The 24135-nt window shown below is 66.3% G+C and carries 21 protein-coding genes and 4 tRNA genes; 9 read left to right on the forward strand and 16 right to left on the reverse strand.

The annotated features are described in order from the left end of the window. Together AC1RLW_RS05925 and AC1RLW_RS05930 are read right to left on the reverse strand one after the other, a co-directional pair. Positions 1–819, reverse strand: a complete 819-nt coding sequence (locus AC1RLW_RS05925) for a DUF3592 domain-containing protein (RefSeq protein ID WP_493192468.1) — start codon at positions 817–819, stop codon at positions 1–3. 46 nt (positions 820–865) lie between these two features. Beyond that, positions 866–1123 carry a TIGR04438 family Trp-rich protein gene (locus AC1RLW_RS05930; protein WP_062482640.1) on the reverse strand — a complete coding sequence of 86 codons (258 nt, stop codon included), beginning with the start codon at positions 1121–1123 and terminating at the stop codon, positions 866–868. Positions 1124–1230: 107 nt separating this feature from the next. Between AC1RLW_RS05930 and AC1RLW_RS05935 the strand changes: the two genes are divergently transcribed. Beyond that, positions 1231–1536, forward strand: a complete 306-nt coding sequence (locus AC1RLW_RS05935; RefSeq protein WP_095745089.1) for a c-type cytochrome — start codon at positions 1231–1233, stop codon at positions 1534–1536. Positions 1537–1572: 36 nt separating this feature from the next. On the opposite strand, the gene AC1RLW_RS05940 is transcribed toward AC1RLW_RS05935, so the two are convergent. Further along, complete coding sequence (locus AC1RLW_RS05940; RefSeq protein WP_062482638.1) at positions 1573–2073, reverse strand: hypothetical protein; 501 nt, start codon at positions 2071–2073, stop codon at positions 1573–1575. Positions 2074–2273: 200 nt separating this feature from the next. Next, positions 2274–4271 (reverse strand): acetate--CoA ligase, encoded by a 1998-nt coding sequence (acs, locus tag AC1RLW_RS05945; RefSeq protein ID WP_095745088.1) that lies wholly within the window; start codon positions 4269–4271, stop codon positions 2274–2276. A gap of 151 nt (positions 4272–4422) precedes the next feature. Here acs and AC1RLW_RS05950 point away from each other — a divergent pair, with 151 nt between their 5' ends. Further along, a complete protein-coding gene (locus AC1RLW_RS05950) occupies positions 4423–5058 on the forward strand; it encodes a YqhA family protein (RefSeq protein WP_095947778.1) in 636 nt (211 codons plus the stop codon). Here the strand turns inward: AC1RLW_RS05950 and AC1RLW_RS05955 are convergent. Next, complete coding sequence (locus tag AC1RLW_RS05955; protein WP_095947779.1) at positions 5055–5966, reverse strand: LysR family transcriptional regulator; 912 nt, start codon at positions 5964–5966, stop codon at positions 5055–5057. The two genes, AC1RLW_RS05950 and AC1RLW_RS05955, sit on opposite strands and share 4 nt — an antisense overlap. Before the next feature lie 107 nt (positions 5967–6073). Between AC1RLW_RS05955 and AC1RLW_RS05960 the strand changes: the two genes are divergently transcribed. Continuing rightward, on the forward strand, positions 6074–6691 hold the full coding sequence (locus tag AC1RLW_RS05960) for an NAD(P)-dependent oxidoreductase (protein WP_493192469.1): 618 nt from the start codon (positions 6074–6076) through the stop codon (positions 6689–6691). 64 nt (positions 6692–6755) lie between these two features. On the opposite strand, the gene fumC is transcribed toward AC1RLW_RS05960, so the two are convergent. After that, entirely contained in the window at positions 6756–8153 is a 1398-nt protein-coding gene (fumC, locus tag AC1RLW_RS05965) for a class II fumarate hydratase (protein ID WP_369647228.1), read from the reverse strand. 557 nt (positions 8154–8710) lie between these two features. Here fumC and proV point away from each other — a divergent pair. The 6 genes from proV (at position 8711) to AC1RLW_RS05995 (ending at position 15474) form a co-directional block, all read left to right on the forward strand. Next, positions 8711–9964, forward strand: a complete 1254-nt coding sequence (gene proV / locus AC1RLW_RS05970; protein ID WP_070060474.1) for a glycine betaine/L-proline ABC transporter ATP-binding protein ProV — start codon at positions 8711–8713, stop codon at positions 9962–9964. 21 nt (positions 9965–9985) lie between these two features. Then, positions 9986–11170, forward strand: a complete 1185-nt coding sequence (gene proW, locus AC1RLW_RS05975) for a glycine betaine/L-proline ABC transporter permease ProW (RefSeq protein ID WP_493192470.1) — start codon at positions 9986–9988, stop codon at positions 11168–11170. 22 nt (positions 11171–11192) lie between these two features. Continuing rightward, positions 11193–12203: a glycine betaine/L-proline ABC transporter substrate-binding protein ProX gene (gene proX, locus AC1RLW_RS05980; protein ID WP_493192471.1), complete on the forward strand. Its 1011-nt coding sequence runs from the start codon at positions 11193–11195 to the stop codon at positions 12201–12203. Positions 12204–12306: 103 nt separating this feature from the next. Next, positions 12307–13860 carry a fumarate hydratase gene (locus tag AC1RLW_RS05985; protein ID WP_493192472.1) on the forward strand — a complete coding sequence of 518 codons (1554 nt, stop codon included), beginning with the start codon at positions 12307–12309 and terminating at the stop codon, positions 13858–13860. Then, positions 13857–14669 carry a glutamate racemase gene (murI, locus tag AC1RLW_RS05990; RefSeq protein WP_493192473.1) on the forward strand — a complete coding sequence of 271 codons (813 nt, stop codon included), beginning with the start codon at positions 13857–13859 and terminating at the stop codon, positions 14667–14669. Before AC1RLW_RS05985 ends, murI begins: the two co-directional genes overlap by 4 nt. A gap of 16 nt (positions 14670–14685) precedes the next feature. Continuing rightward, entirely contained in the window at positions 14686–15474 is a 789-nt protein-coding gene (locus AC1RLW_RS05995; RefSeq protein ID WP_159277148.1) for a PA3715 family protein, read from the forward strand. Between the two features lie 15 nt (positions 15475–15489). Here AC1RLW_RS05995 and AC1RLW_RS06000 read toward each other — a convergent pair whose 3' ends face one another. The 10 genes from AC1RLW_RS06000 to AC1RLW_RS06045 form a co-directional block, all read right to left on the reverse strand. Further along, positions 15490–16806 carry an MFS transporter gene (locus AC1RLW_RS06000; protein ID WP_493192474.1) on the reverse strand — a complete coding sequence of 439 codons (1317 nt, stop codon included), beginning with the start codon at positions 16804–16806 and terminating at the stop codon, positions 15490–15492. A gap of 32 nt (positions 16807–16838) precedes the next feature. After that, positions 16839–17477, reverse strand: a complete 639-nt coding sequence (locus AC1RLW_RS06005) for a DUF6806 family protein (RefSeq protein WP_095745079.1) — start codon at positions 17475–17477, stop codon at positions 16839–16841. A gap of 23 nt (positions 17478–17500) precedes the next feature. Beyond that, positions 17501–17592: transfer RNA gene (locus AC1RLW_RS06010), tRNA-Leu, on the reverse strand. 98 nt (positions 17593–17690) lie between these two features. Next, positions 17691–17764, reverse strand: a tRNA-Cys gene (locus AC1RLW_RS06015). 63 nt (positions 17765–17827) lie between these two features. Beyond that, positions 17828–17903, reverse strand: a tRNA-Gly gene (locus AC1RLW_RS06020). Positions 17904–17962: 59 nt separating this feature from the next. Next, a complete protein-coding gene (lon, locus tag AC1RLW_RS06025; RefSeq protein ID WP_139703709.1) occupies positions 17963–20404 on the reverse strand; it encodes an endopeptidase La in 2442 nt (813 codons plus the stop codon). Between the two features lie 15 nt (positions 20405–20419). Continuing rightward, positions 20420–21688, reverse strand: coding sequence for an ATP-dependent Clp protease ATP-binding subunit ClpX (gene clpX / locus AC1RLW_RS06030; RefSeq protein ID WP_062475840.1), 1269 nt, complete (start codon positions 21686–21688; stop codon positions 20420–20422). 110 nt (positions 21689–21798) lie between these two features. Beyond that, positions 21799–22407 (reverse strand): ATP-dependent Clp endopeptidase proteolytic subunit ClpP, encoded by a 609-nt coding sequence (gene clpP / locus AC1RLW_RS06035; RefSeq protein ID WP_062475843.1) that lies wholly within the window; start codon positions 22405–22407, stop codon positions 21799–21801. A 123-nt stretch (positions 22408–22530) separates the two neighbouring features. Further along, positions 22531–23844 carry a trigger factor gene (tig, locus tag AC1RLW_RS06040; protein WP_095745076.1) on the reverse strand — a complete coding sequence of 438 codons (1314 nt, stop codon included), beginning with the start codon at positions 23842–23844 and terminating at the stop codon, positions 22531–22533. A 26-nt stretch (positions 23845–23870) separates the two neighbouring features. Next, positions 23871–23957 (reverse strand) — tRNA-Leu (locus AC1RLW_RS06045). Positions 23958–24135: the final 178 nt, after the last annotated feature.

Below are 24135 nucleotides of genomic sequence, written 5' to 3' on the forward strand. Positions count from 1 at the left end.
TCAGCCCATCATCCACGCGCCGTAGCCGAAGGCCGCAAAGCCCAGGCCGACGATCGCGAAGATGGCCCGGGCTTCGAAATCCATCGCCGGGGGAAAGCTCTGCACGACGAAGTGCAGCAGCGCCCCCGCGCCGATGGTGAGAAAACCCGCACCGAACTGCTTCATCGCACTGTCGTCGGGATAGAGAAACACCAGCGCGAAGCCGGCCAGGAACACCACGTTGGCCAGCACCGTGCCGCGCGTGCGCCATTTCTTCTGCGTGGGCGTCGGCTCGCGCACCGGCGCCGGCCGCCCCCTGCGGCCCTCCTTGAGCGCCATGCCGGTGAAGAACAGGCCGAACATCGTCGGAAAGCCGCCGAAGAGACCGAGCCCCCAGACGATGCCCCACATGTTTTGAAAGTCGGCCACCAGTGCCTGGGCCGGATCGGCGGAGCTGTAGCGCACCTCGACCGCATCGCCCCACTCCTTGTCCGACAGGCTGCCACCGAGCCCTTTGACGCGGCGTTTCTGCCCGTCGGCGGCGGTGTATTCGACGAGCGGTGCGCGCGTGGTGGTGACGTAGCCCTTGCTGTCCTTGCTGCGCTCTTCCACGAACTCGACCAGGCTGCCCTGTGTGCTGGCCGTGCCCGCGATCGACTGGTAGCGCTGCCAGCCCACCGTGACCGCGCCGTACAGGCCGGCGCAGCCGATCAGCAAGGCGCCGATGCCTGCGCCCCAGAAGAAAGTCTTGAAACGCCCGACCAGCGCACCGACGGCCGGCCCGACCAGCAGCGACAGCCCGAAGACGAGCAAGGCGTGGGTGGCGGCTTCGTCGTCCATGGCGCGCGTCCTGTCGGCATGCGGCGCGGGTGACGGAGCCGTGAGTTCAGCGGCGCGGGCGCTGTTGCCCGTTGCTGGTGCGCAGGCCCATGTTGGTCTTCTGGCGGTCGATGCGCGCCTGCTTGCGTCGCTCTTCGCGCTCGATGACCTTGCGCTTGGTATAGCCCGACGAATCGGCCCAGGCCCACCAGGCCAGCGCCAGCGCGAACGGGCTCAGCACGATCCACCAGCTCCAGCCGGCGACCATGCCCACTTCGAAATATTTGAGGGCTACACCGAGCAGGCCCAAGAGCAGAAACCACATCGCGAATACCCTCCGAGTTGGTCGGTATCGCCGCCGGTGCGTGTGCACCGCGCTACCTACAATCGCGTTGGATCGAATGTAACTCAGCCCTTACGAAAACAGTCCCCATGAAAAGAACGATGTTGATGGCAGCCCTGGGCCTCGGCCTCGCGGCGCCCGCCTTTGCCGACCTGGCCCTTGCCACGTCGAAGAACTGCATGAGCTGCCACGCGGTCGAACGCAAGGTGCTCGGGCCGTCGTTCAAGGACATCGCGGCCAAGTACAAGGACGACAAGGGCGCAGCCAACTCGCTGGCCACCAAGATCATCAAGGGCGGCTCGGGCGTGTGGGGCCCGGTGCCGATGCCGGCCAACAACCAGGTCAGCGAAGCCGATGCGAAGAAGCTCGCAGCCTGGGTGTTGTCGACGAAGTAACCGGCAGCAAAACGAAGCGCGCGGCGGCGCGCCCGGTCAGATGCTCGGGTTGATGTCGCTGGGCACCGGACGGCGCTCGATGCGGTCCTCAAGCTGCCCGATGTGCGCCGCCACCGTGTTGTCGGTCTGGTCCGAACGCAGCTTGACCGCGCTTTCCAGCTGATCCATGCGCGCCAACAGCGCCGTGTGGCGGTCGGCGTTGTGCGACATGTGCTGCTTCTCCTGTGCTTCCAGGAAGTTGCGCAGCTCGGTGAAGCGCGAGGCCTCGGCCTTGTCGGCGAGGTCGCGCTGGGTCTGCATTTCCTTCGTGTGGCGCTTGGTCTCCAGCAGCACCGAGCTGTGCAGGTACAGCACGTACACGAGGAAGAAGGCCGCGAGCACGGCCGTGAGCCCCAGCATGATCAGCCCCAGCGGCGCCGACACGCTCATGAAGCCCAGCCACACGTCGGTGGGTGCCGACAACGTGCCCCAGTTCAGCGCGGCAAGCCCCGCGATGAGCAGCACGATGACAAAAAGAAAAGCGGATCTCACGCCCATGTGGCGCCTCCTTGCAAACAACCGATCACGATGACAAAGACCGCGCGCCTGTCAGGGCACGCGGTGACGACATCGGTTTTACCTCAGCCAGGAGGCCGCTTTGGTGCACATGGCCGCACAAACGGCCATGTCCTACACCTCGATACAGCAGGTTCGTGACAACTGTTCCGGAATGGCCGGATTCGGCCAATCCCGGGGGTTCAGTTCGTCTCGGACAGCTGATCGAGGATCGCCGGATTTTCGAGCGTCGAGGTGTCCTGCGTGATCGCCTCGCCCTTGGCGATGCTGCGCAGCAGACGCCGCATGATCTTGCCGCTGCGCGTCTTGGGCAGGTTGTCGCCGAAGCGGATGTCCTTGGGCTTGGCGATGGGGCCGATTTCCTTGGCGACCCAGGCACGCAGCTCGTTGGCGATCTGCTTGGCTTCCTCGCCGGTCGGGCGCGCACGCTTGAGCACGACGAAGGCGCACACGGCCTCGCCGGTCACGTCGTCGGGACGCCCCACCACCGCGGCTTCGGCCACGAGGTCGGTCTTGGACACCAGCGCCGATTCGATTTCCATCGTGCCCAGGCGGTGGCCCGACACGTTGAGCACGTCGTCGATGCGGCCCGTGATGCGGAAGTAGCCGCGGTCGGCGCTGCGCACCGCGCCGTCGCCGGCCAGGTAGATCGTGCCGCCCATCTCTTCGGGGAAGTAGCTCTTCTTGAAGCGCTCGGGGTCGTTCCAGATGGTGCGGATCATCGAGGGCCACGGGCGCTTGATGACCAGCATGCCGCCCGCGCCGTTGGGCAGGTCCTTGCCCGTCTCGTCGACGATGGCGGCCATGATGCCCGGCAGCGGCAAGGTGCACGAGCCCGGCACCAGCGGCGTGGCGCCCGGCAGCGGCGTGATGACGTGGCCGCCGGTCTCGGTCTGCCAGAAGGTGTCGACGATCGGGCAGCGCTCGCCGCCGATGTTCCGGTGGTACCACATCCACGCTTCGGGATTGATCGGCTCGCCGACCGAACCGAGGATGCGTAGGCTGGTCAGGTCCCAGTTCTTCGGGTGCACTTTTTCGTCGCCTTCGGCCGCCTTGATGAGGGAGCGGATGGCGGTGGGTGCGGTGTAGAAGATCGAGACCTTGTGCTTCTGGATCATTTCCCAGAAGCGGCCCGCATGCGGGAAGGTCGGGATGCCTTCGAACACGACCTGCGTGGCACCGGCCGCGAGCGGGCCGTAGGCGACGTAGGTGTGGCCGGTGATCCAGCCGATGTCGGCGGTGCACCAGAACAGGTCTTCGGGGCGGATGTCGAAGGTCCAGTCCATCGTGAGCTTGGCCCACAGCAGGTAGCCGCCGGTGGCGTGCTGCACGCCCTTGGGCTTGCCGGTGGAGCCCGAGGTGTAGAGGATGAACAGCGGGTGCTCGGCATTGACCGGCACGGGCGCGCACTCGGTGCTCTGCCCGGCCAGCGCTTCGGTGAAGGTCTTGTCGCGGCCCTCGACGCGGTTCCACGCAGTGGGCGTGCGCTCGTACACGAGCACGGTCTTGAGCGTGTCGCAGCCGCCCAACGCGATGCCGTCGTCCACGATGGCCTTGAGCGGCAGTTCCTTGCCGCCGCGCAGCTGGTAGTTGGCGGTGATGACGGCCACGGCGCCCGCGTCGATGATGCGTTCCTGCAGCGCCTTGGCCGAGAAGCCGCCGAACACCACGCTGTGGGTGGCGCCGATGCGCGCGCAGGCCTGCATGGCGACCACGCCCTCGATGGTCATCGGCATGTAGATGATGACGCGGTCGCCCTTGTTGATGCCTTGCGCCTTGAGCGCGTTGGCGAACTGGCTCACGCGGGCCAGCAGTTCCTTGTAGGTGACGCGGGTGACGGCGCCGTCGTCGGCTTCGAAGACGATGGCGGTCTTGTTCTCGACGGGGGTGCCGATGTGCTTGTCCAGGCAGTTGGCACTGGCGTTGAGTTCACCGTCGCCGAACCATTCGTAGAACGGCGCCTTCGATTCGTCCAGGGTGCGGGTGAAGGGCTTGGTCCACTGGAGGTTGTCCTTGGCCAGGCGGGTCCAGAAGCCTTCGAAGTCCTGTTCGGCTTCCTTGCACAGCGCCTCGTAGGCGGCCATGCCGGCAATGCGGGCGCCTTCGGTGGCGCGGGCGTCGGGCGGGAACACGCGGTTCTCGACCAGGACGGATTCAATGTTCTTCGATGCGCTGCTCATGCTCTTGTCTCCTGATTGAATGCGGCCGTAATGTCGGGGCACGCACTTACGGGCCACTGACGGGGTCGATGTTAGTTCGCAGGGTTATCACGAGTGCGTCACTGGGAGACCTCTAGAATCGCCCGACTTTTTACACCTGTCTTCTTACTTCATGTCCGCCCCCGATCCTTTCGACGCCCGGAACGCGCCCGTACCAGCACGCAGTTCCCCGCTGAAGCCCCTGCCCCGGCTCATCTTCGCGAGCCGCTGGCTGCAGCTGCCGCTGTACCTGGGGCTGATCGTGGCGCAGGGCGTGTACGTGGTGCACTTCCTGGTCGAACTGCTGCACCTGGTCGAAGCCGCCTTCGGCAACAAGGACGCGCTGCAGGCCCTGATCGCGAGCATCGGCTACAAGACCACCGCACCGGTCGGCTCGCTCAACGAGACGGTGATCATGCTGGTGGTGCTGGCGCTGATCGACGTGGTGATGATCTCCAACCTGCTGATCATGGTGATCGTGGGCGGCTACGAGACCTTCGTGAGCCGCATGGACCTCGAAGGCCACCAGGACCAGCCCGAGTGGCTGAGCCACGTGAACGCCTCGGTGCTCAAGGTGAAGCTGGCCACCGCCATCATCGGCATCAGCTCGATCCACCTGCTCAAGACCTTCATCAACGCGGACAACTACACCGACAAGGTGCTGATCGCGCAGACCGTGATCCACATCGCGTTCCTGTTCTCGGCCATGGCCATCGCCTACACCGACAAGCTGATGAACGAAGCCGCAGCCGCCAACGCCCACCACTAGGAAGGCGTGTCCCAGGCCGGCACTTCGGTGAAGCGCTCGGCCAGAAAATCGAGCAGGGTGCGCAGCGCAGACGGCATGTGCTTGCGCGAGGCGTACACCGCATACACCCCCAGCACCTGCGGCTCGTGATCGGGAAAGAGCGACACCAGCTCGCCCGATTGCAACAACCCCGACGTCAGATAGGTGGGCAGCATCGCGATGCCCGCCCCGGCCCGCGCCAACGCCATCAGGCTGGCCGCGTCGTTGGTCGAGAGGTTGCCGGCCACGGCCACCGAGACCGGCAGGCCGTCGGCCTTGCGCGTGAAATTCCACAGGCTGCGGCCGAAATACGAATGCGTGAGGCAGTTGCGCTGCGCCAGCTCTTCCACGCGCTGCGGCTGGCCGTGCGCCTTCAGGTAATCAGGCGTCGCACAGACCACCGAGCGGCACACCGAGAGCCGACGCGCGATGAGGTTCGGATCGATCTCGGACGACACGCGGATGGCGAGGTCGATGCGCTCGTCCACCAGGTTCACCGCGCGATCGAGCAGCACCAGGTCGACCGCCACGCCCGGGTAGCGCCGCACGTAGTCGGCCACCGCGCCGGCCAGCTGCGCCTGCGCGAACGAGGTGCTGGCCGTGATGCGCAGCTGCCCGCTCGGCGCCTCGGCCGGATGGCGCACCGCCGCCTGCATGTCGCCCGCGAGTTCGAGCACCTGGCGGCAGCGCGGCAGCAGCTCCTCGCCCGCCGCCGTGAGACTGAGCCGCCGCGTCGTGCGGTGCAGCAGGCGTGCGCCGGTCCATTGCTCCAGTTCGGCCACGTAGCGCGTGACCACCGGGCGCGACAGGTCGAGCTTGTCGGCCGCGGCCGAGAGGCTGCCCGCGTCCACCACGGTCACGAACACCCGCATTGCGTTCAATCGGTCCATTCGAACGATTTTAGGAATAAAGAAGCGCGGAATTCGAGGTATTTCTTTCAAAACCAGAAACCTAAGATGCGGTTCATCCCCTTCCCAACTTTTGACTGGAGTCCCTCATGAGCCACATCGCCATCCTCGGCGCCACCGGACGTGCCGGCGGTCGCCTTCTCGAAGAAGCGCTGCGCCGCGGCCACACCGTGACGGCCATCGCCCGCCATGCCAGCACGAAGCTGGCCGGCCGTGCCAACGTCAAGACCGTCGATGTCGACGCGCTCGACGCCGCCGCCCTCGAAAGGGCCGTGGCCGGCCATGACGCCGTGTTCAGCGCCGCGCACTTCGCCACCGTGCCGCCCGCGGCCGTCATCGAACCCGTCAAGCGCGCGGGCGTGAAGCGCCTGCTGGTGGTCGGCGGCGCCGGCAGCCTGTTCGCAGCGCCCGGCCTGAAGGTGATCGACACGCCGAACTTCCCCGATGCCTACCGCGCCGAAGCCACGGCCGGCGGCGTGTTCCTGGACGCGCTGCGCAACGAGAAGGACCTCGACTGGACCTTCCTGTCGCCCTCGGCCGAATTCGTCGAAGGCGAGCGCACCGGCAAGTTCCGCCTCGGCAAGGACGACCTGCTCGTGAGCGCCGAAGGCCGCAGCTGGATCACCTTCGAGGACTACGCGATCGCGTTCATCGACGAGCTCGAGAAGCCCGCGCACTCGCGCCAGCGCTACACGATCGGCTACTGATCGATCGGCCGGCAACGAAAAAGGACCCTCGCGGGTCCTTTTTTCATGGGGGCTGCCGAACGGATCAGCGACCGGTCATGTTCTCCGGCACCACCCACGCATCGAACTGCTCGGCCGTCAGGTGCCCCGAGGCGATCGCCGCTTCGCGCAGGCTCGTGCCTTCCTTGTGCGCCTTCTTCGCGATGTAGGCCGACTTGTCGTAGCCGATGTGCGTGTTCAACGCCGTCACCAGCATCAGCGAGCGCTGCACCAGCTCGGTGATGCGTTCGCGGTTCGGCTCGATGCCGACGGCGCAGTGGTCGTTGAAGCTCACCATGCCGTCGGCCAGCAGGCGCACGCTCTGCAGGAAGTTGTGCGCCACCATCGGACGGAACACGTTGAGCTCGAAGTTGCCCGAGGCGCCGCCGATGTTGATGGCCACGTCGTTGCCGAACACCTGCGCGGCCAGCATCGTGACGGCTTCGCTCTGGGTCGGGTTGACCTTGCCCGGCATGATCGACGAGCCGGGTTCGTTCTCGGGAATGCTCAGCTCGCCGATGCCGCTGCGCGGGCCGCTCGCAAGCCAGCGCACGTCATTGGCGATCTTGTTCATGCTGGCGGCGAGCGTCTTGAGCGCACCGTGGGCATGCACCAGCGCGTCGACACTGGCCATGGCTTCGAACTTGTTCGGCGCGGTCACGAACGGCAGGTTCGTGAGCTTCGCGAGTTCGGCCGCGACCTGCTCCGCATAGCCCTTGGGTGCATTGAGCCCGGTGCCGACGGCCGTGCCGCCCAGCGCCAGTTCGCACAGGTGCGGCAGCGCGGCGCGCACGTGCGCCTCGCCGTGCGCCAGCTGCGCCACGTAGCCCGAGAACTCCTGGCCCAGCGTGAGCGGCGTGGCGTCCTGCAGGTGGGTGCGGCCGATCTTCACGATGTCCGCAAAATCTTCGGCCTTCTTCGCCAGCGTGCCACGCAGCTTGGCGATGGCGGGCAGCAGCTTGTGCGTGATGGCTTCGACGGCCGCCACGTGCATGGCGGTGGGGAACACGTCGTTGCTCGACTGGCTGCGGTTCACGTCGTCGTTCGGGTGCACCAGGCGCCCTTCCCCGCGCTCGCCGCCGAGCAGTTCGCTGGCGCGGTTGGCCAGCACCTCGTTGACGTTCATGTTGCTCTGCGTGCCCGAGCCGGTCTGCCAGACCACCAGCGGGAACTCGCCCGGGTGCTTGCCGGCAATGACTTCGTCGGCCGCGGCCACGATGGCTTGGGTCTTCTTCTCGTCCTGCAGGCCCAGCGCGTGGTTGACCACGGCGGACGCGCGCTTGACCTGCGCCAGCGCCTTGATGATCTCGCGCGGCTGCTGTTCGCCGGAGATGTCGAAGTTCTGCAGCGAGCGCTGCGTCTGCGCGCCCCACAGCTTGTCGGCCGGCACGTCGATCGGGCCGAAGGTGTCGCGCTCGGCACGGGTCTTGGGAGAAGTCGTCATGAGAAAAATGGCTCCGCAGTCTTGGATGGTTGCGCCGCTTATCGGGCGCGATGCCGAGTATGGTCTCGATAAGAATGGCTCGCATCTGACGAGGCCTTTCGCCCGGGTCCCACAGACACGATACGCCCGCGGGTTGACTCGCGTCATGCCAAAAAGTTATAATTAGCGGCTTCCGACGACCAACAAGTCATGTTGGTCACCCTTGCACTACTCGCGGATCTGCGAATCCCGTCGCGGTGCAAGGCCCTTCACGCCGGGCCCAGCCCGGCAAACCGGCCGGATCTTTTTTCCGGCCCCATTGCCACGTCACGCTCATCCAGGCGGCGCCCCTCGACCAGGCCCGTTGTCTGCGAATGAAGCATCCGGCGGGCACTGGCTTCGTCGCCAAGTCGTCTTCAGTGCCTGTCGGCAGCCCTCGGGGCTCGCCGGGCCATTGCATGCGCATGCGCAATCTTCATGCGCGCTGTCGGGCAGCTCCCTCATCGGGCTGATGGCGTGGCCGTTGCCGCCCTCCGGGGCGGTGCTGTGTCCACCCTTCACTCAAGGAGCCCCGGCATATGGCCAAAGGAATTCTCATCGACCATGTCTTCAAGGTGTTCGGCGACTCGCCCGAACAAGCCCTCGAACTGGTCCGCCAAGGTTTTTCCAAGAAGGAAATCCTGGCGAAGACCGGCCAGTCGATCGGCGTGTTCGATGCCACCTTCGAGATCCAGGCCGGCGAGATCTTCGTGATCATGGGCCTGTCGGGCTCGGGCAAGTCGACGCTGGTGCGCCTGTTGAACCGACTCATCGAGCCGACCGCCGGGCGCATCGTGATCGACGGCGCCGACATCAACGAGCACTCCGACAGCAAGCTGCGCGCGCTGCGCCGCAAGGACATCAGCATGGTGTTCCAGTCGTTCGCGCTGATGCCGCACATGACGGTGCGCGAGAACACCGCCTTCGGCCTGGAGCTGTCGGGCACGCGCAAGAAAGACCGCCTCGCGCAGGCCGACCTCGCGCTCGCGCAGGTGGGCCTTTCGGGCTGGGGCGACAGCTACCCCGACGAGCTCTCGGGCGGCATGCAGCAGCGCGTGGGCCTGGCGCGCGCGCTGGCGTCTGATCCGTCGATCCTGCTGATGGACGAGGCCTTCTCGGCGCTCGACCCGATCATCCGCACCGAGATGCAGTCGGAGCTGCTGCGGCTGCAGCAGGTGCAGCGGCGCACCATCGTCTTCATCTCGCACGACCTGGACGAAGCCATGCGCATCGGCGACCGCATCGCGATCATGAAGGACGGCCACGTGATCCAGGTCGGCACGCCCGACGAGATCCTGCGCAGCCCGGCCGACGACTACGTGCGCAGCTTCGTGCGCGGCGTGGACGCGGCGGCGGTGTTCAAGGCGGCCGACATCGCGCGCAAGTCGCTCACCGTGGTGTGCGAGCACCCCGAGCGCGGCGCGCGCGCGGCGCTCAAGCTGCTCGAAGACCAGGACCGCGACTTCGCCTACGTGACCAGCCCGACCAAGCGCTTCCTGGGCGTGGTCTCGGCCGACACGCTGCGCGGCGCGCTCGACGGGCATTCGGGCCCGCTCGGACTGCAGCACGCCTTCCTCGAGGACCTGCCGCGCATCGACGCCGAAGCCCCCGTGGCCGGCCTGATCGGCCAGCTCGCGCAGGCGCCCTGCGCACTGCCGGTCGTGGCCGGCGACGGCCGCTTCTGCGGCGCGATCAGCAAGACGACGCTGCTGCGCTTCCTCGACCGCGACACGCCGCCGATCGAACCCGTCTCGCCGCACGCCGCGCCCGCACTCGCCGCCGAGCCGCACTGAATTCACGAAGGACCTTGAACGATGAACGACACCACATTGCCTTCCGACCTGAACGCGCCCCTGCTGGACACCCCCGTCCTGGACACGCCCGCCGCGCCCGCCCCCGCCCTCGACCCGTGGGAAGCGATCTCCGCCGCGCCTGACACCTCGGCCGCCAGCGCCTGGCTCGACGCCCCGGCGAACACCGCGCACGCCCTCGCCGGGCAAGCCGACACCGCCACCAACGGCTTCGCACTGCACCGCCTGTGGGACGGCTCGCTGCCCGTCGAGGCCTGGATCAACCAGGGCCTCGGCTGGGTGGTGGAGCACTTCCGCCCCTTCTTCCAGACCGTGCGCCTGCCCATCGACAGCACGCTCAACTCGGTGCAGGGCCTGCTCACCGCCCTGCCCGCGCTGCCGATGATCGCGCTCATCGGCCTGCTCGCCTGGCAGTTTGCCGGCCGCGCGCTGGCCATCGGCACCCTCGTGTCGCTGATGCTGGTGACCGTGCTGGGCATCTGGCCCGAAGCGATGGTCACGCTGTCGCTGGTGCTGACCTCGCTGGTGTTCTGCATGGTCATCGGCCTGCCGCTGGGCGTGCTGCTGGCCAGCAGCGACCGGGCCCAGCGCGTGATGCGCCCGGTGCTCGACGCCATGCAGACCACGCCGGCCTTCGTGTACCTCGTGCCGGTGGTGATGCTGTTCGGCATCGGCAACGTGCCGGGCGTGATCGTGACCATCGTCTTCGCGCTCGCCCCGCTGGTGCGCCTGACCAACCTGGGCCTGCGCCAGGTGCGCCCCGACCTCATCGAGGCCGCGCGCGCCTACGGCGCCTCGCCCTGGCAGATGCTCGTGAAGGTGAAGCTGCCGCTGGCCATGCCCTCGATCATGGCGGGCATCAACCAGGCGCTGATGCTGTCGCTGTCGATGGTGGTGATCGCCTCGATGATCGCCGTGGGCGGCCTGGGCCAGATGGTGCTGCGCGGCATCGGCCGGCTCGACATGGGCCTGGCCACCGTCGGCGGCCTGGGCATCGTGTTGCTGGCGATCACGCTGGACCGCCTGACGCAGGCCATGGGCAAGTCGCGCCGCAGCGCCGGCCACCGCTGGTGGCACACCGGCCCGGCCGGCTTCGCGCTGCGCACGCTGCAGCGCCTCGTGGGCACGCCCTCGCGCGGCTCGCACGCCGACGACGCCGTGCCAGCCCTTTCCGCGCAAGCGCACTGACCGTCACGGAGGACACCCACGCATGAAGACCACCCGCCTCTTCTTCGCCCGCAGCCTCCTGGCGCTGGGCTTCGTCGCCTTCGGTGCGTCCGCGCAGGCCGCCAACGACCTGCCCGGCCAGGGCATCACCGTGCAGCCGCTGAAAAGCTCGCTCGCCGAGGAAGCCTTCCAGACGCTGCTGGTGATGCGCGCGCTCGAGAAGCTCGGCTACAAGGTCGAGCCGATGAAGGACCTCGAGCCCGCCACCGAGCACCTGGCGATTGCCAACGGTGACGCCACCTTCATGGCCAACCACTGGAGCCTGCTGCACGCCGACTTCTACAAGAACAGCGGCGGCGACGCCAAGCTGTGGCGCCAGGGCACGTACTCCGACGGCGCGGTGCAGGGCTACCTGATCGACCGCAAGACCGCCGAGCAATACAACATCACCAACCTCGCGCAGCTGAAGGACCCGGCCATCGCGAAGCTGTTCGATGCCGACGGCGACGGCAAGGCCGACCTCACCGGCTGCAACCCCGGCTGGGGCTGCGAGCTGGCCATCGAGAACCACCTGAACGCCTACCAGCTGCGCGACAGCGTGACCCACAAGCAGGGCAGCTACGCGGCGCTCATGGCCGACACCATCGCGCGCTTCAAGCAGGACAAGCCGATCCTGTACTACACCTGGACGCCCTACTGGGTCAGCGCCGTGCTGCGCCCGGGCGCGGACGTGGTCTGGCTGCAGGTGCCCTTCTCGCCCGCGCAGGCCGGCGCACAGGTCGACACCCGCCTGCCCAATGGCCGCAACTACGGCTTCCTGGCCAACGAACAGCGCATCGTCGCCAACCGGGCCTTCATCGAGAAGAACCCCGCCGCCGGCCGCCTGTTCGAGGTGATGAAGCTGCCGATCAGCGACATCAACGCGCAGAACCTGCGCATGAGCGAAGGCGCGAACAGCATGCAGGACGTGACGCGTCACACCGACGGGTGGATTCGGGTGCACCAGGCGACCTTCGACGGCTGGATTGCGCAGGCGCGCGCCGCGGCCCGGTAACACGGCCTCACCCCCGCGCCGGCGCCCTTTCGCCCGGCGCCGGCCTGCGGTATTGGTGGCTGAGATAATCGAGGGCGTTCCCCCTCCAAGAAGACTCCCCACCATGACGACCACGATCCAGCAGGCCGACCTGATCGAATCGATCAGCGCCGCGCTCCAGTACATCAGCTACTACCACCCCGCGGACTACATTGCCCACTTGGCCAAGGCCTACGAGCGCGAGCAGAGCCCCGCCGCCAAGGACGCCATCGCGCAGATCCTGACCAACAGCAAGATGAGCGCCACGGGCCACCGCCCGATCTGCCAGGACACCGGCATCGTCAACGTGTTCCTCAAGGTGGGCATGGACGTGCGCTGGGGCGGCTTCACCGGTTCGCTGGACGACGCCATCAACGAAGGCGTGCGCCGCGGCTACAACCACCCCGACAACACGCTGCGCGCCTCGGTCGTGGGCGACCCGCAGTTCGATCGCAAGAACACCAAGGACAACACGCCCGCGGTGATCTTCACCGAGATCGTGCCGGGCAACACCGTCGAAGTGACGGTGGCCGCCAAGGGCGGCGGCAGCGAGAACAAGAGCAAGCTGGTCATGCTGAACCCCGGCGACAGCGTGGTCGACTGGGTGCTCAAGACCGTGCCGACCATGGGCGCTGGCTGGTGCCCGCCGGGCATGCTGGGCATCGGCATCGGTGGCACGGCCGAGAAGGCCGCGCTGATGGCCAAGGAAAGCCTGATGGACGACCTGGACATGCACGAGCTGCAGGCCAAGGCCGCCTCGGGCGCCGAGCTCACCAAGGTCGAGGCGCTGCGCCTCGAGCTGTTCGAGAAGGTCAATGCCCTGGGCATCGGCGCGCAGGGCCTGGGCGGCCTGGCCACCGTGCTCGACGTCAAGATCCAGATGTACCCCACGCACGCGGCCAGCAAGCCCGTGGCGATGATCCCCAACTGCGCCGCCACGCGCCACGCGCACTTCGTGATGGACGGCAGCGGCCCGGTCTACCTCGATCCGCCGTCGCTCGACCTGTGGCCCGACGTGAACTGGGCCCCCGACGAAAAGAAGAGCAAGCGCGTCGACCTGAACAAGCTCACGCCCGCCGAAGTGGCGAGCTGGAAGCCGGGCGACACGATCCTGTTGAACGGCAAGATGCTCACCGGCCGCGATGCCGCGCACAAGCGCATCCAGGGCATGCTGGCCAAGGGCGAGAAGCTGCCGGTCGACTTCAAGAACCGCGTCATCTACTACGTCGGCCCGGTCGATCCGGTCGGCAACGAAGCCGTGGGCCCCGCCGGCCCGACCACCGCCACGCGCATGGACGGCTTCACCGAGATGATGCTGGCCGAAACGGGCCTGATCGCCATGATCGGCAAGGCCGAGCGCGGCCCGGTCGCCATCGAGGCGATCAAGAAGCACAAGAGCGCCTACCTCATGGCCGTGGGCGGCGCCGCCTACCTCGTGAGCAAAGCCATCAAGACCGCCAAGGTGGTGGGCTTCGAAGACCTGGGCATGGAAGCCATCTACGAGTTCGACGTGGTCGACATGCCCGTGACGGTGGCGGTCGATGCCGGCGGCACCAGCGCGCACATCACCGGTCCGGCCGAGTGGCAAAAACGCATCGCCAGCGGCGAGTTCAAGACCATTCCGCTGGAAGTCGCTTGAACCCGGTCGGCGTGTTCGACAGCGGCGTCGGGGGGCTGAGCACGCTCGCCGCGCTGCAGGCCGAGCTGCCGACGGAACGCTTCGTCTACTTCGCCGACACCGCGAACGCGCCGTATGGCGAACGCGGCGACGCCTACGTCATCGCGCACTCGCGCCAGGTGGTCGAACACCTGCTGCGCGCGCACGACATCAAGGCGCTGGTGGTGGCCTGCAACACGGCCACCACGGCGGCGATCCACGTGCTGCGCGCCGAATTCCCCGCGCTGCCCATCGTGGGCCTGGAGCCGGCGCTCAAGCCCGCCGTGGCGACGAGCCGCACGGGCCACATCGCGGTGCTGGCCACGCGCGGCACACTGGCCAGCGCCCGGTACGCGGCCCTGCGCGAATCCTTTGGCGGCTCGGCCACGGTGCGACCCGTGCCGTGCGACGGCCTCGTGAAAGCCATCGAAGGCTTCGACAACCCCGGCATCGCCGCGCTGTGCGCGCGCTACATGGCGCAGGCCGGACCTTTCGGCGACGGCGCGGGCCAGGTCGACACCGTGGTGCTCGGCTGCACGCACTACCCGCTCGTGAAAGACGAACTGCAGCGCCACGCACCGCCGACGCTGCGTTTCATCGACACCGGCGCACCGGTCGCGCAGCAGACGCGCCGCGTGCTGGCGTCGCTCGGCCGGCTGGCCGACGACGGCAGCGAAGGCGCTCTGGTGCTCGAGAGCAGCGGTGACCTGGCGGTGCTCGAAGCCGCCGCGGCGCGCTGGCTGCCCGCACGCGCGCAAGGCGCTTCGGTGCCTGCGGCGAACGCCGCCTGACATCCACTCACCCGCCATGCGCGCCCTCTTCTTCCTGCGTCATGCACTGGTCCTGCTGGGCCTGGCCTCGGCCGCCGGCCTGGGCCATGCCGCCTGCGAAAGCGGGCTGGCCGAGCGCATGCATGCCAAGCTCTATCCCAAGCAGCCGCTCGATGAACGGCTTGCCGCCTGCAAGGTCTGGCCGGCGTTCCCCGGCCGCAGCATCGTCGTGCTGCCGATGCCGCGCGAGACCACGGACAAGGGCGCCAAGGTCTTCGACCTCGCGCTGCTGCTGATCCAGCGGCCCGACAACGGCAACACCGACCGCGACACGGTGATCGGGCGGATCTTCCTGCCCGAAGCGCTCGACGAAGACGCCACCACCTCGATCCAGGAAATCCGCGTCGACACCTCGCGCTACGTGCTGTCGCCCGACACGCGCGCCTTCGGCCTGCGCGTGCGTTACCGCGGCAACAGCACGACCTCGGGCCCGCAGGCCAGCGAGACCGTGCGCCTGTACGTGCAGCGCGGCAACAAGCTGCAGCAGGTGCTGCAGGAGATCGAGCTCGACCACGACAACGGCGGCTGGGACGCCACCTGCACCGGCCACTTCGAGAAGCTGCGCACCATGCTGTCGGTCGCGCGCACCACGAGCAACGGCTTGGCCGACCTGCAGCTGTCACGCACGCTGGTGCAAAGCCGCGCGCAGGAACAGGAAGACCAGGGTTGCGTCGAGAAGGCGCTGCCCGCGAAGTTCAGCACCGTGACGCTGCGCTATGACGGCGAGCGCTTCAAGGTGCCCAAGTCGCTGCAGCAGACGCCCTGAGGCGCCGGGGCGCCGCTATCGCACAGCAGCCTTGTCGTGCAGCGCCGCCTTGCGGCCGCGTTGCATGTCGATCGGCAGCAGCAGCAACAGCCCGCCGATGAACAGCACCGCCGTCGAAAGGATCGCGATGCGCTGGTTGCCGCCGGTGGCCCAGGTGATGGCACCGAAGCTCAGCGGGCCGATGATGCTGGCCAGGCGCGTGGCGAAGGTCCAGAGGCCGAAGAACTCGGCCAGCTGCTGTGGCGGTGCGAGGTAGCCGGTCATCGCGCGCCCGGCCGACTGGCTCGAGCCCATCGCCAGCCCTGCGATGGCGGCGGCCCACCAGAAGCCGCCCTTGGTCGTAACCCATGCGGCAATCACGCACACCGCGATCCACGCAAGCAGCGTGGCGGCCAGCGACACCTTGTGGCCGATGCGGTCCTGCACGTAGCCGAAGGCGAAGGCGCCGACCGCCGCCGCAACGTTGAGCACGAAGATCAGCACCATCGTCTCGCTCGCGACGAAGCCGATCACCTGCTCCGCATAGATCGCGGCCAGCGTGATCGCGACCGCCACGCCGCCCTGGTAGCAGACGGTGCAGACCAGCAGCCACATGAAGTCGCGGTAGGCACGGGCCTGCTGGAAGGTGGCGCGCAACTGCCGCCAGGCACTGTCCTCGCCTCGACTGGCCTGCGGCACGGCGCGTTCGGGCAGCAGCGCGAAGGTAACGCAGGCGGCCACGCCGTAGATTGCCGCCGTGATCAGCATCGTGACCGGCACGAAGTGCGCCGCCGGCAGCCCATGGGCCTGCGACCACAGCACGTACGTCAGGCACAGCCCCAGCGCCAGCATGCCGCCAACATAGCCGAAGGCCCAGCCCCAGCCGCTCACCTTGCCCATGCCCTCGGCCGTTGCCAGCTCGGGCAGGAAGGCACCGGTCAGCGACTCGCCGTAGGAATAGAACGCGTTGGAGACGATCACCAGCGCCATCGCGAGCGCGACGCCCATGGAGCCACCCGCGAAACCCGGCGTGAGCGCCAGAGCCGCCGTGGCGAGCACGCAGCCCGTCGTCGTCATGACCAGCACGCGCTTCTTGGCGGCACGCAAGTCGGCCCAGGCGCCGATGGCGGGCATCGTGAGCATCACGATGGCGTACGAGGTGCTGAGGGCTGCGGTCCACGCGAAGGTGGCCCAGGGCGCGCCCTTGGCGATACCGCCGACGAAGTAGGCGGCGAACACCGCCGTGATCACGACCGTGGTGTAGCCCGAGTTCGCGAAGTCGTACATCGCCCAGCCGAACACCTCGCGCTTGCGCACGCCGGGGCGCAACGCGGAGGCTGGGAACAGGGCCATGCGGCCTTGGGACCGGGCGGTAAGGGGGAAGGTCAGTGCAGATGGCGCGGACGACGGCCACCGCCGTGACCACCACCGCTGCCGCCGCCGGCCCCACCGGCACCGCGCGGACGCTTGCCGATTTCGAGCGAGTTCACGAGCGCGTCGAAACGGTCGCTGAAGAGGCGATCGATCTCGGCGACCACGCCGCCCAGCTCGGCGCCGTCGAAGTGGCGCTCCATGAGGTTGACCACGTCTTCGACCAACAGGTCGCGCTGCACCTGCATGATCGCGGCCGGGTTGGGGCCCACGAACAGCATCAGGAAGTCGTCGCGCGATTCTTCGTCAGGGTCGCCCTCTTCTTCGTCGAAATCGGTGTCGTAGAAGGTGACTTCGATCGCGGCACCGCGCTCGGAGAGTTCGTTCAGGCCCATGCACATCTCGTCGAGCGCCTGGCGGAAGTCTTCGTCGCCCGGCACGGTCCAGCAGATCTGCAGCGTGTGGTCCTTCTGCTCGAAGCGGATGCCGGGTTCTTCTTCGTAGGTGCTGGTGGCACCGTCGGCCAGCGATTTGGCGCCTGCGTATTTCCAGAGCGGCCGCAGCGCCTCCTGGATCTGCTCGAAGCTCACGTCCGAGCGCAGCGGCACATCGCCATGCACATGGATCTCAAATGGAGCGTTGTAGCGAGGCATCAAATACTCCCTTGTAAATATGGTGGTACCCGGAACGGGGGTCGAACCCGTATGCCCCGATCAAGGAAGCGGCGGATTTTAAGTCCGATGTGTCTACCAATTTCACCATCCGGGCCTCGGGTTGAACATCGACGATAACCCAAATGAAACAAGCCCCGGCAACGTCGGTTGGCGGGGCTTGTGTATCGGAGCCGATCGGTCTTGACGAGAGGGTGGAGGCGCGACCCGGAGTCGAACCGGGCTAGACGGATTTGCAATCCGTTGCATAACCGCTTTGCTATCGCGCCACGCTGAATAACGAAATCGAACTGCGAAAAAAAGGGAAGCTGCTTGCTTCCCTTTTTCAAAACTGGAGCGGGAAAAGAGTCTCGAACTCTCGACCTCAACCTTGGCAAGGTTGCGCTCTACCAACTGAGCTATTCCCGCGTTTCGAGCCTCAGATTATATACCAGTTTTGAGGCTTCACAAGTTCTGCAATCAATCGATCAATGTTTCACCGAGCCTTCGACGGCCGGCGCTCCAGCGCGCTGCTTGGCCAGTTCGGCCACCGCAGCAGCCGAAGCGGCTACCTCTTCGTCGGACAGCGGCTCGGGCATCTTCTCGAGCGCGATCTCGAGCACCTTGTCGATCCACTTCACCGGCACGATCTCGAGGCCGTTCTTCACGTTCTCGGGAATGTCCTGCAGGTCCTTGGCGTTCTCTTCGGGGATCAGCACGGTCTTGATGCCGCCGCGCAAGGCGGCCAGCAGTTTTTCCTTCAGGCCACCGATGGCGGTGACTTCGCCGCGCAGCGTGATCTCGCCGGTCATCGCGACGTCGGCACGCACCGGGATGCCCGTGAGCGCCGACACGAAGGCCGTCGTCATCGCCGCGCCCGCGCTCGGGCCGTCCTTGGGCGTGGCGCCGTCGGGCACGTGGATGTGGATGTCACGCTTCTCGAACACCTCGTCCTTGATGCCCAGGCGGCGCGAGCGGCTGCGCACCACGGTGCGTGCGGCCTCGACCGATTCCTTCATCACGTCGCCGAGCGAACCCGTGCGGCTGATCACGCCCTTGCCGGGCATGGTCACGGCCTCGATCGTCAGCAGGTCGCCGCCGACTTCGGTCCACGCAAGGCCGACCACCTGGCCGACCTGGTTCTGCTTCTCGGCCAAGCCGAAGCTGTACTTGCGCACGCCGAGGAACTCGTTGAGGTTCTCGCCGTCGACCGTGACCTTGGGCGTCAGTTGCTTGAGCAGCAGGCCCTTCACCACCTTGCGGCAGATCTTGGACAGCTCGCGCTCGAGCGAACGCACGCCGGCTTCACGCGTGTAGTAGCGCACGATGTCGCGCACGGCGGCTTCGGTGACGGCCAGTTCGTCGTCCTTCACGCCGTTGTTCTTCATCTGCTTGGGCAGCAGGTACTTGATCGCGATGTTGGTCTTCTCGTCTTCGGTGTAGCCCGAGAGGCGGATGACTTCCATGCGGTCCAGCAGCGCCGGCGGGATGTTCATCGAGTTCGAGGTGGCGACGAACATGACGTCGCTCAGGTCGAAGTCGACTTCCACGTAGTGGTCGCCGAAGGTGTGGTTCTGCTCGGGGTCGAGCACCTCGAGCAGCGCGCTCGACGGGTCACCGCGGAAGTCCGTGCCCAGCTTGTCGATCTCGTCGAGCAGGAACAGCGGGTTGCGCGTGCCGATCTTGCTCAGCCCCTGCAGCACCTTGCCCGGCAGCGCGCCGATGTAGGTGCGGCGGTGGCCGCGGATCTCGGCTTCGTCACGCATGCCGCCCAGCGCCATGCGGGTGTACTTGCGGCCGGTCGCCTTCGCGATCGACTGCCCCAGCGAGGTCTTGCCGACACCCGGTGGGCCCACGAGGCACAGGATGGGTGCCTTCACCTTGTCGACGCGCTGCTGCACCGCGAGGTATTCAAGGATGCGGTCCTTGACCTTCTCGAGGCCGTAGTGGTCGGCGTTGAGCACGGCCTCGGCATTGGCCAGGTCGTGCTTGATCTTGGTCTTCTTGCTCCACGGCAGGCTGATGAGCACGTCGATGTAGTTGCGCACCACCGTGGCTTCGGCCGACATGGGCGACATGAGCTTGAGCTTCTTGAGCTCGCCCTCGGCCTTCTTCAGGCCTTCCTTGGACATCTTGGCGAGCTTGATCTTCTTCTCGATCTCCTCGATGTCCGCGCCCTCTTCGCCTTCGCCGAGCTCCTTCTGGATGGCCTTGACCTGCTCGTTGAGGTAGAAGTCGCGCTGGTTCTTCTCCATCTGGCGCTTCACGCGGCCGCGGATCTTCTTGTCGACGTTCAGGATGTCGACTTCGCGCTCGAGCTGGCCGAACAGGTTTTCCAGGCGCGCCTTGACGTCGTCCAGGTCGAGCACGGCCTGCTTGTTGTCGAGCTTGAGCGGCAGGTGGGCGGCGATGGTGTCGGCCAGGCGGCCGGCGTCGTCGATGCTCGAGATCGAGGTCAGGATCTCGGGCGGGATCTTCTTGTTCAGTTTGACGTACTGGTCGAACTGCTGCATCACCGCGCGGCGCAGCGCCTCGACCTCGGTGCCCTTCTCGCCGCCTTCGGGCGCCTCGACGGGCGTCACGTTGGCCGAGAAGTGCGTTTCGCCGTCATCGATGCGGTTCACGCGGGCGCGCTGCTGGCCTTCGACCAGCACCTTCACGGTGCCGTCGGGCAGCTTGAGCATCTGCAGGATGGTCGAGACGCAGCCGACCTCGAACATGTCCTCGACCGAGGGCTCGTCCTTGGCGGCGGCCTTCTGGGCCACCAGCATGATGCGGCGCTCGGCCTCCATCGCCAGCTCGAGCGCCTTGATGCTCTTCGGGCGACCCACGAAGAGCGGGATCACCATGTGGGGAAACACCACGACGTCCCGCAGCGGCAGCAGCGGCAGGTCGAGGGCTTCGGGGGGCAATGGGGTATGACCAGACATGAGCGTCCTTGTCCTTTAGGCCTTTTTCGCCGTTTCGCGGTACACGAGCAGCGGGGGCTTGTTTTCGTCGATGGTCGATTCCTCGACCACCACCTTGTCGACATTGGTCGCGTTCGGCAATTCGAACATGGTGTCGATCAGCGACTGTTCAAGGATCGAGCGCAGGCCGCGCGCACCGGTCTTGCGGGCCAGCGCCTTGCGTGCGATCGCCTTGAGCGCCGCGGGACGGATTTCGAGGTCCACGCCCTCCATCTGCAGCAGCTTGGTGAACTGCTTCACCACCGCATTCTTGGGCTCGGTCAGGATCTGCACCAGCGCGTCTTCGCTCAGCTCGGCCAGCGAGGCGACCACGGGCATGCGGCCCACGAGTTCGGGGATCAGGCCGAACTTGATCAGGTCTTCGGGCTCGACTTCGCGGAACACCTCGGTGATGCTGCGCTGGGCCTTGCTCTTCACTGCGGCGCCGAAGCCGATACCCGAGGCCTCGGTGCGGTTTTCGATGACCTTCTCCAGGCCGGCAAAGGCGCCGCCGCAGATGAACAGGATGTTGGTCGTGTCGATCTGCAGGAAGTCCTGGTTCGGGTGCTTGCGCCCGCCCTGGGGCGGCACGCTGGCCATGGTGCCTTCGATGAGCTTCAGCAACGCCTGCTGCACGCCCTCGCCCGACACGTCGCGCGTGATCGACGGGTTGTCGGACTTGCGCGAGATCTTGTCGATTTCGTCGATGTAGACGATGCCGCGCTGGGCGCGCTCGACCTCGTAGTTGCAGCTTTGCAGCAGCTTCTGGATGATGTTCTCGACGTCCTCGCCCACGTAGCCGGCTTCGGTCAGCGTGGTGGCGTCGGCCATCACGAAGGGCACGTCGAGCATGCGCGCGAGCGTTTGCGCCAGGAGCGTCTTGCCCGAACCCGTGGGGCCGATCAAGAGGATGTTGCTCTTGCTGAGCTCGACCTCGTCGCCCTTGGTGTTCTTTTCCTTGTGGCGCAGGCGCTTGTAGTGGTTGTAAACCGCCACCGACAGCATGCGCTTGGCCGGCTCCTGGCCGATCACGTAGTTGTCGAGGTTGGTCTTGATCTCCAGCGGCGTGGGCAGGTCGCTGCGCGCGTCGCGCGCTTCCTCACCGGCCGGCAGCTCGTCACGGATGATCTCGTTGCACAGGTCGATGCATTCGTCGCAGATGAAGACCGAAGGGCCCGCGATCAGCTTCTTGACCTCATGCTGGCTCTTGCCGCAAAACGAGCAATAAAGCGTTTTTTCGCTGGAGGTGCCTTTTTTTTCGGCCATGGACTTTTGCCTCGTGACAGGGTATGGACAATGATAACTAAACAAAAACGGCGTTTCCCGTGTGGGAAACGCCGTTTTTGCCTTTTGGGCGCCCGAGGCGCCGGGCGGCATTAACCGCGCTGGGAGACGACCTGGTCGACCAGGCCGTAATCCTTGGCCTCGTCGGCGGTCAGGAAGTAGTCGCGCTCGGTGTCCGACTTGACCTTTTCCAGCGGCTGGCCAGTGCGTTCGGCCAGGATGCGGTTCATCTGGTCCTTGGTGCGCAGGATGTCGCGGGCATGGATTTCGATGTCGGTGGCCTGGCCGCGTGCGCCGCCCAGCACCTGGTGGATCATGATCTTGGAGTTGGGCAGCGAGAAACGCTTGCCCTTCTCGCCGGCTGCCAGCAGGAAGGCGCCCATGCTGGCCGCGAAGCCCAGGCACATGGTCGACACTGACGGCTTGATGAACTGCATCGTGTCGTAGATCGCCATGCCGGCGCTCACGCTGCCGCCCGGGGAGTTGATGTAGAACGAAATGTCCTTGTCCGGGTTCTCGCTCTCGAGGAACAGCAGCTGGGCCACCACGAGGTTGGCGGTCTGGTCGTTGACCTCGCCCACCAGGAAGATGATGCGTTCCTTGAGGAGACGCGAGTAGATGTCATACGACCGCTCGCCGCGGCCCGACTGCTCGACGACCATCGGGATCATGCCGAGGCCTTGAATTTCCTGTGCGCTCATGAATTTGCTCTCCGGAAAATGGATTCGTTCGCTCTGATTGAACTGTACGCCTGAGTGAAATGGGGCTCGTGCCGCAAAGCACAAGCCCCATCGGCGTTGCTGCATGCAGCGACGGAAACCAGCTTACTGCTGCTGCGCCATCAGTTCGTCGAACGACACCGACTTTTCGTTGACCTTGGCCTTGCCCAGCACGAAGTCGGTCACGTTGTTCTCGATGACCACGGCTTCGACTTCCGCCAGGCGGTTGTTGTCGCTGAAGTACCAGCGCACGACGTCTTGCGGCTTCTCGTAGCTGGCGGCCAGCTCGTCGATGTGGGCCTTGATCTGCTCGGGCTTGGCCTGCAGGTTGTTGGCACGCACCAACTCGGCGACCACGAGGCCCAGGCGCACGCGGCGCTCGGCTTGGGGGCGGAACACTTCTTCGGGGATCGGGGCCTTGTCGGCGTCCTTGATGCCGCGCTGCTTGAGCTCGGCGCGGGCGCCTTCGATCATGCGGGCGACTTCCGACTGCACGCTGGCGTTCGGCAGGTCGAGTTCGGCGTTGGCCACCAGGGCGTCCATCACGGCGTTCTTGTTGCGGGCCAGCAGGCGGAACTTCACTTCGCGCTCGAGGTTGCGCTTGATGTCGGCGCGCAGGCCTTCCACGGTGGCTTCGGCGATGCCGAGCGACTTGGCCAGCTGTTCGTTGACTTCGGGCAGGTGCGAGGCTTCGATCTTCTTCACGGTGACCATGAAGTCGGCTTGCTTGCCGGCCACGTCCTTGCCGTGGTAATCGGCCGGGAACGACAGCGGGAAGGTGCGGCTGTCGCCGGACTTCATGCCGCGCACGGCGTCTTCGAATTCCTTGAGCATCTGGCCTTCGCCGACGACGAACTGGAAGTCTTCGGCCTTGCCGCCCTGGAAGGGCTCGCCGTCGATCTTGCCTTCGAAGTCGACCGTCACGCGGTCGTTGTCTTCGGCCACGGCGTCTTGGGCGCGCTGGGCGAAGGTGCGGCGCTGCTTGCGCAGGATGTCCAGCGTCTTGTCGATGGCTTCGTCGCCGACTTCGGCCGACAGCTTCTCGACTTCAGCGCCCGACAGGTCGTTGATCTTGACTTCGGGGAACACTTCGAAGACCGCGTCGAAGGCGAGCTGGCCTTCGGGCGACTCTTCCTTCTCGGTGATGCGAGGCTGGCCGGCGACGCGCAGCTTGGCTTCGTTGGCGGCTTGCGAGAAGGCCTCGCCGACCTTGTCATTCATGACTTCGTAGTGCACCGAGTAGCCGTAGCGCTGGGCCACGACGTTCATCGGCACCTTGCCGGGACGGAAGCCGTCCATCTTGACGGTGCGCGCGAGCTTCTTGAGGCGCGAATCGACTTCGTTCTGGATGGTGCCGACCGGCAGGGTCAGCGTGATCTTGCGTTCGAGCTTCTCGAGAGTTTCAACGTTCACGGTCATGGTGTCTTCCTTGTGAGGGGTGTGGCTGGTGCGCGGGGCCGGACTCGAACCGGCACGTTCTTGCGAACGTCAGGACCTAAACCTGGTGCGTCTACCAATTTCGCCACCCGCGCGATGCCAAATTTCAGGTGAATGCAAAGGCGGACGGCCTCGGCGCTGCGGAAAAACCGCTGGCCCAAGACCGTCCGCCTGAAATCGGTCAACCGCGCATTTTAAACGCAAGAATGGGGGCCTTCCGGCTTCCCCCTTTGGGGGATTTCACCCACTCTCGCGCAAGGGATACGAGCCGCG

Source organism: Variovorax sp. GW822-FHT04A09 (assembly GCF_058801005.1).

Coding starts and splice junctions, on each gene's coding strand:
- AC1RLW_RS05955 (WP_095947779.1), bottom strand. CDS start 5,966: ATGGACCGATTGAACGCAATGCGGGTGTTCGTGACCGTGGTGGACGCG.
- AC1RLW_RS06000 (WP_493192474.1), bottom strand. CDS start 16,806: ATGGCCCTGTTCCCAGCCTCCGCGTTGCGCCCCGGCGTGCGCAAGCGC.
- AC1RLW_RS05960 (WP_493192469.1), top strand. CDS start 6,074: ATGAGCCACATCGCCATCCTCGGCGCCACCGGACGTGCCGGCGGTCGC.
- AC1RLW_RS05930 (WP_062482640.1), bottom strand. CDS start 1,123: ATGTGGTTTCTGCTCTTGGGCCTGCTCGGTGTAGCCCTCAAATATTTC.
- AC1RLW_RS05925 (WP_493192468.1), bottom strand. CDS start 819: ATGGACGACGAAGCCGCCACCCACGCCTTGCTCGTCTTCGGGCTGTCG.
- acs (WP_095745088.1), bottom strand. CDS start 4,271: ATGAGCAGCGCATCGAAGAACATTGAATCCGTCCTGGTCGAGAACCGC.
- AC1RLW_RS05985 (WP_493192472.1), top strand. CDS start 12,307: ATGACGACCACGATCCAGCAGGCCGACCTGATCGAATCGATCAGCGCC.
- proW (WP_493192470.1), top strand. CDS start 9,986: ATGAACGACACCACATTGCCTTCCGACCTGAACGCGCCCCTGCTGGAC.
- AC1RLW_RS05950 (WP_095947778.1), top strand. CDS start 4,423: ATGTCCGCCCCCGATCCTTTCGACGCCCGGAACGCGCCCGTACCAGCA.
- AC1RLW_RS05935 (WP_095745089.1), top strand. CDS start 1,231: ATGAAAAGAACGATGTTGATGGCAGCCCTGGGCCTCGGCCTCGCGGCG.
- proV (WP_070060474.1), top strand. CDS start 8,711: ATGGCCAAAGGAATTCTCATCGACCATGTCTTCAAGGTGTTCGGCGAC.
- AC1RLW_RS05995 (WP_159277148.1), top strand. CDS start 14,686: ATGCGCGCCCTCTTCTTCCTGCGTCATGCACTGGTCCTGCTGGGCCTG.
- tig (WP_095745076.1), bottom strand. CDS start 23,844: ATGACCGTGAACGTTGAAACTCTCGAGAAGCTCGAACGCAAGATCACG.
- clpX (WP_062475840.1), bottom strand. CDS start 21,688: ATGGCCGAAAAAAAAGGCACCTCCAGCGAAAAAACGCTTTATTGCTCG.
- proX (WP_493192471.1), top strand. CDS start 11,193: ATGAAGACCACCCGCCTCTTCTTCGCCCGCAGCCTCCTGGCGCTGGGC.
- AC1RLW_RS05940 (WP_062482638.1), bottom strand. CDS start 2,073: ATGGGCGTGAGATCCGCTTTTCTTTTTGTCATCGTGCTGCTCATCGCG.
- AC1RLW_RS06005 (WP_095745079.1), bottom strand. CDS start 17,477: ATGCCTCGCTACAACGCTCCATTTGAGATCCATGTGCATGGCGATGTG.
- lon (WP_139703709.1), bottom strand. CDS start 20,404: ATGTCTGGTCATACCCCATTGCCCCCCGAAGCCCTCGACCTGCCGCTG.
- clpP (WP_062475843.1), bottom strand. CDS start 22,407: ATGAGCGCACAGGAAATTCAAGGCCTCGGCATGATCCCGATGGTCGTC.
- fumC (WP_369647228.1), bottom strand. CDS start 8,153: ATGACGACTTCTCCCAAGACCCGTGCCGAGCGCGACACCTTCGGCCCG.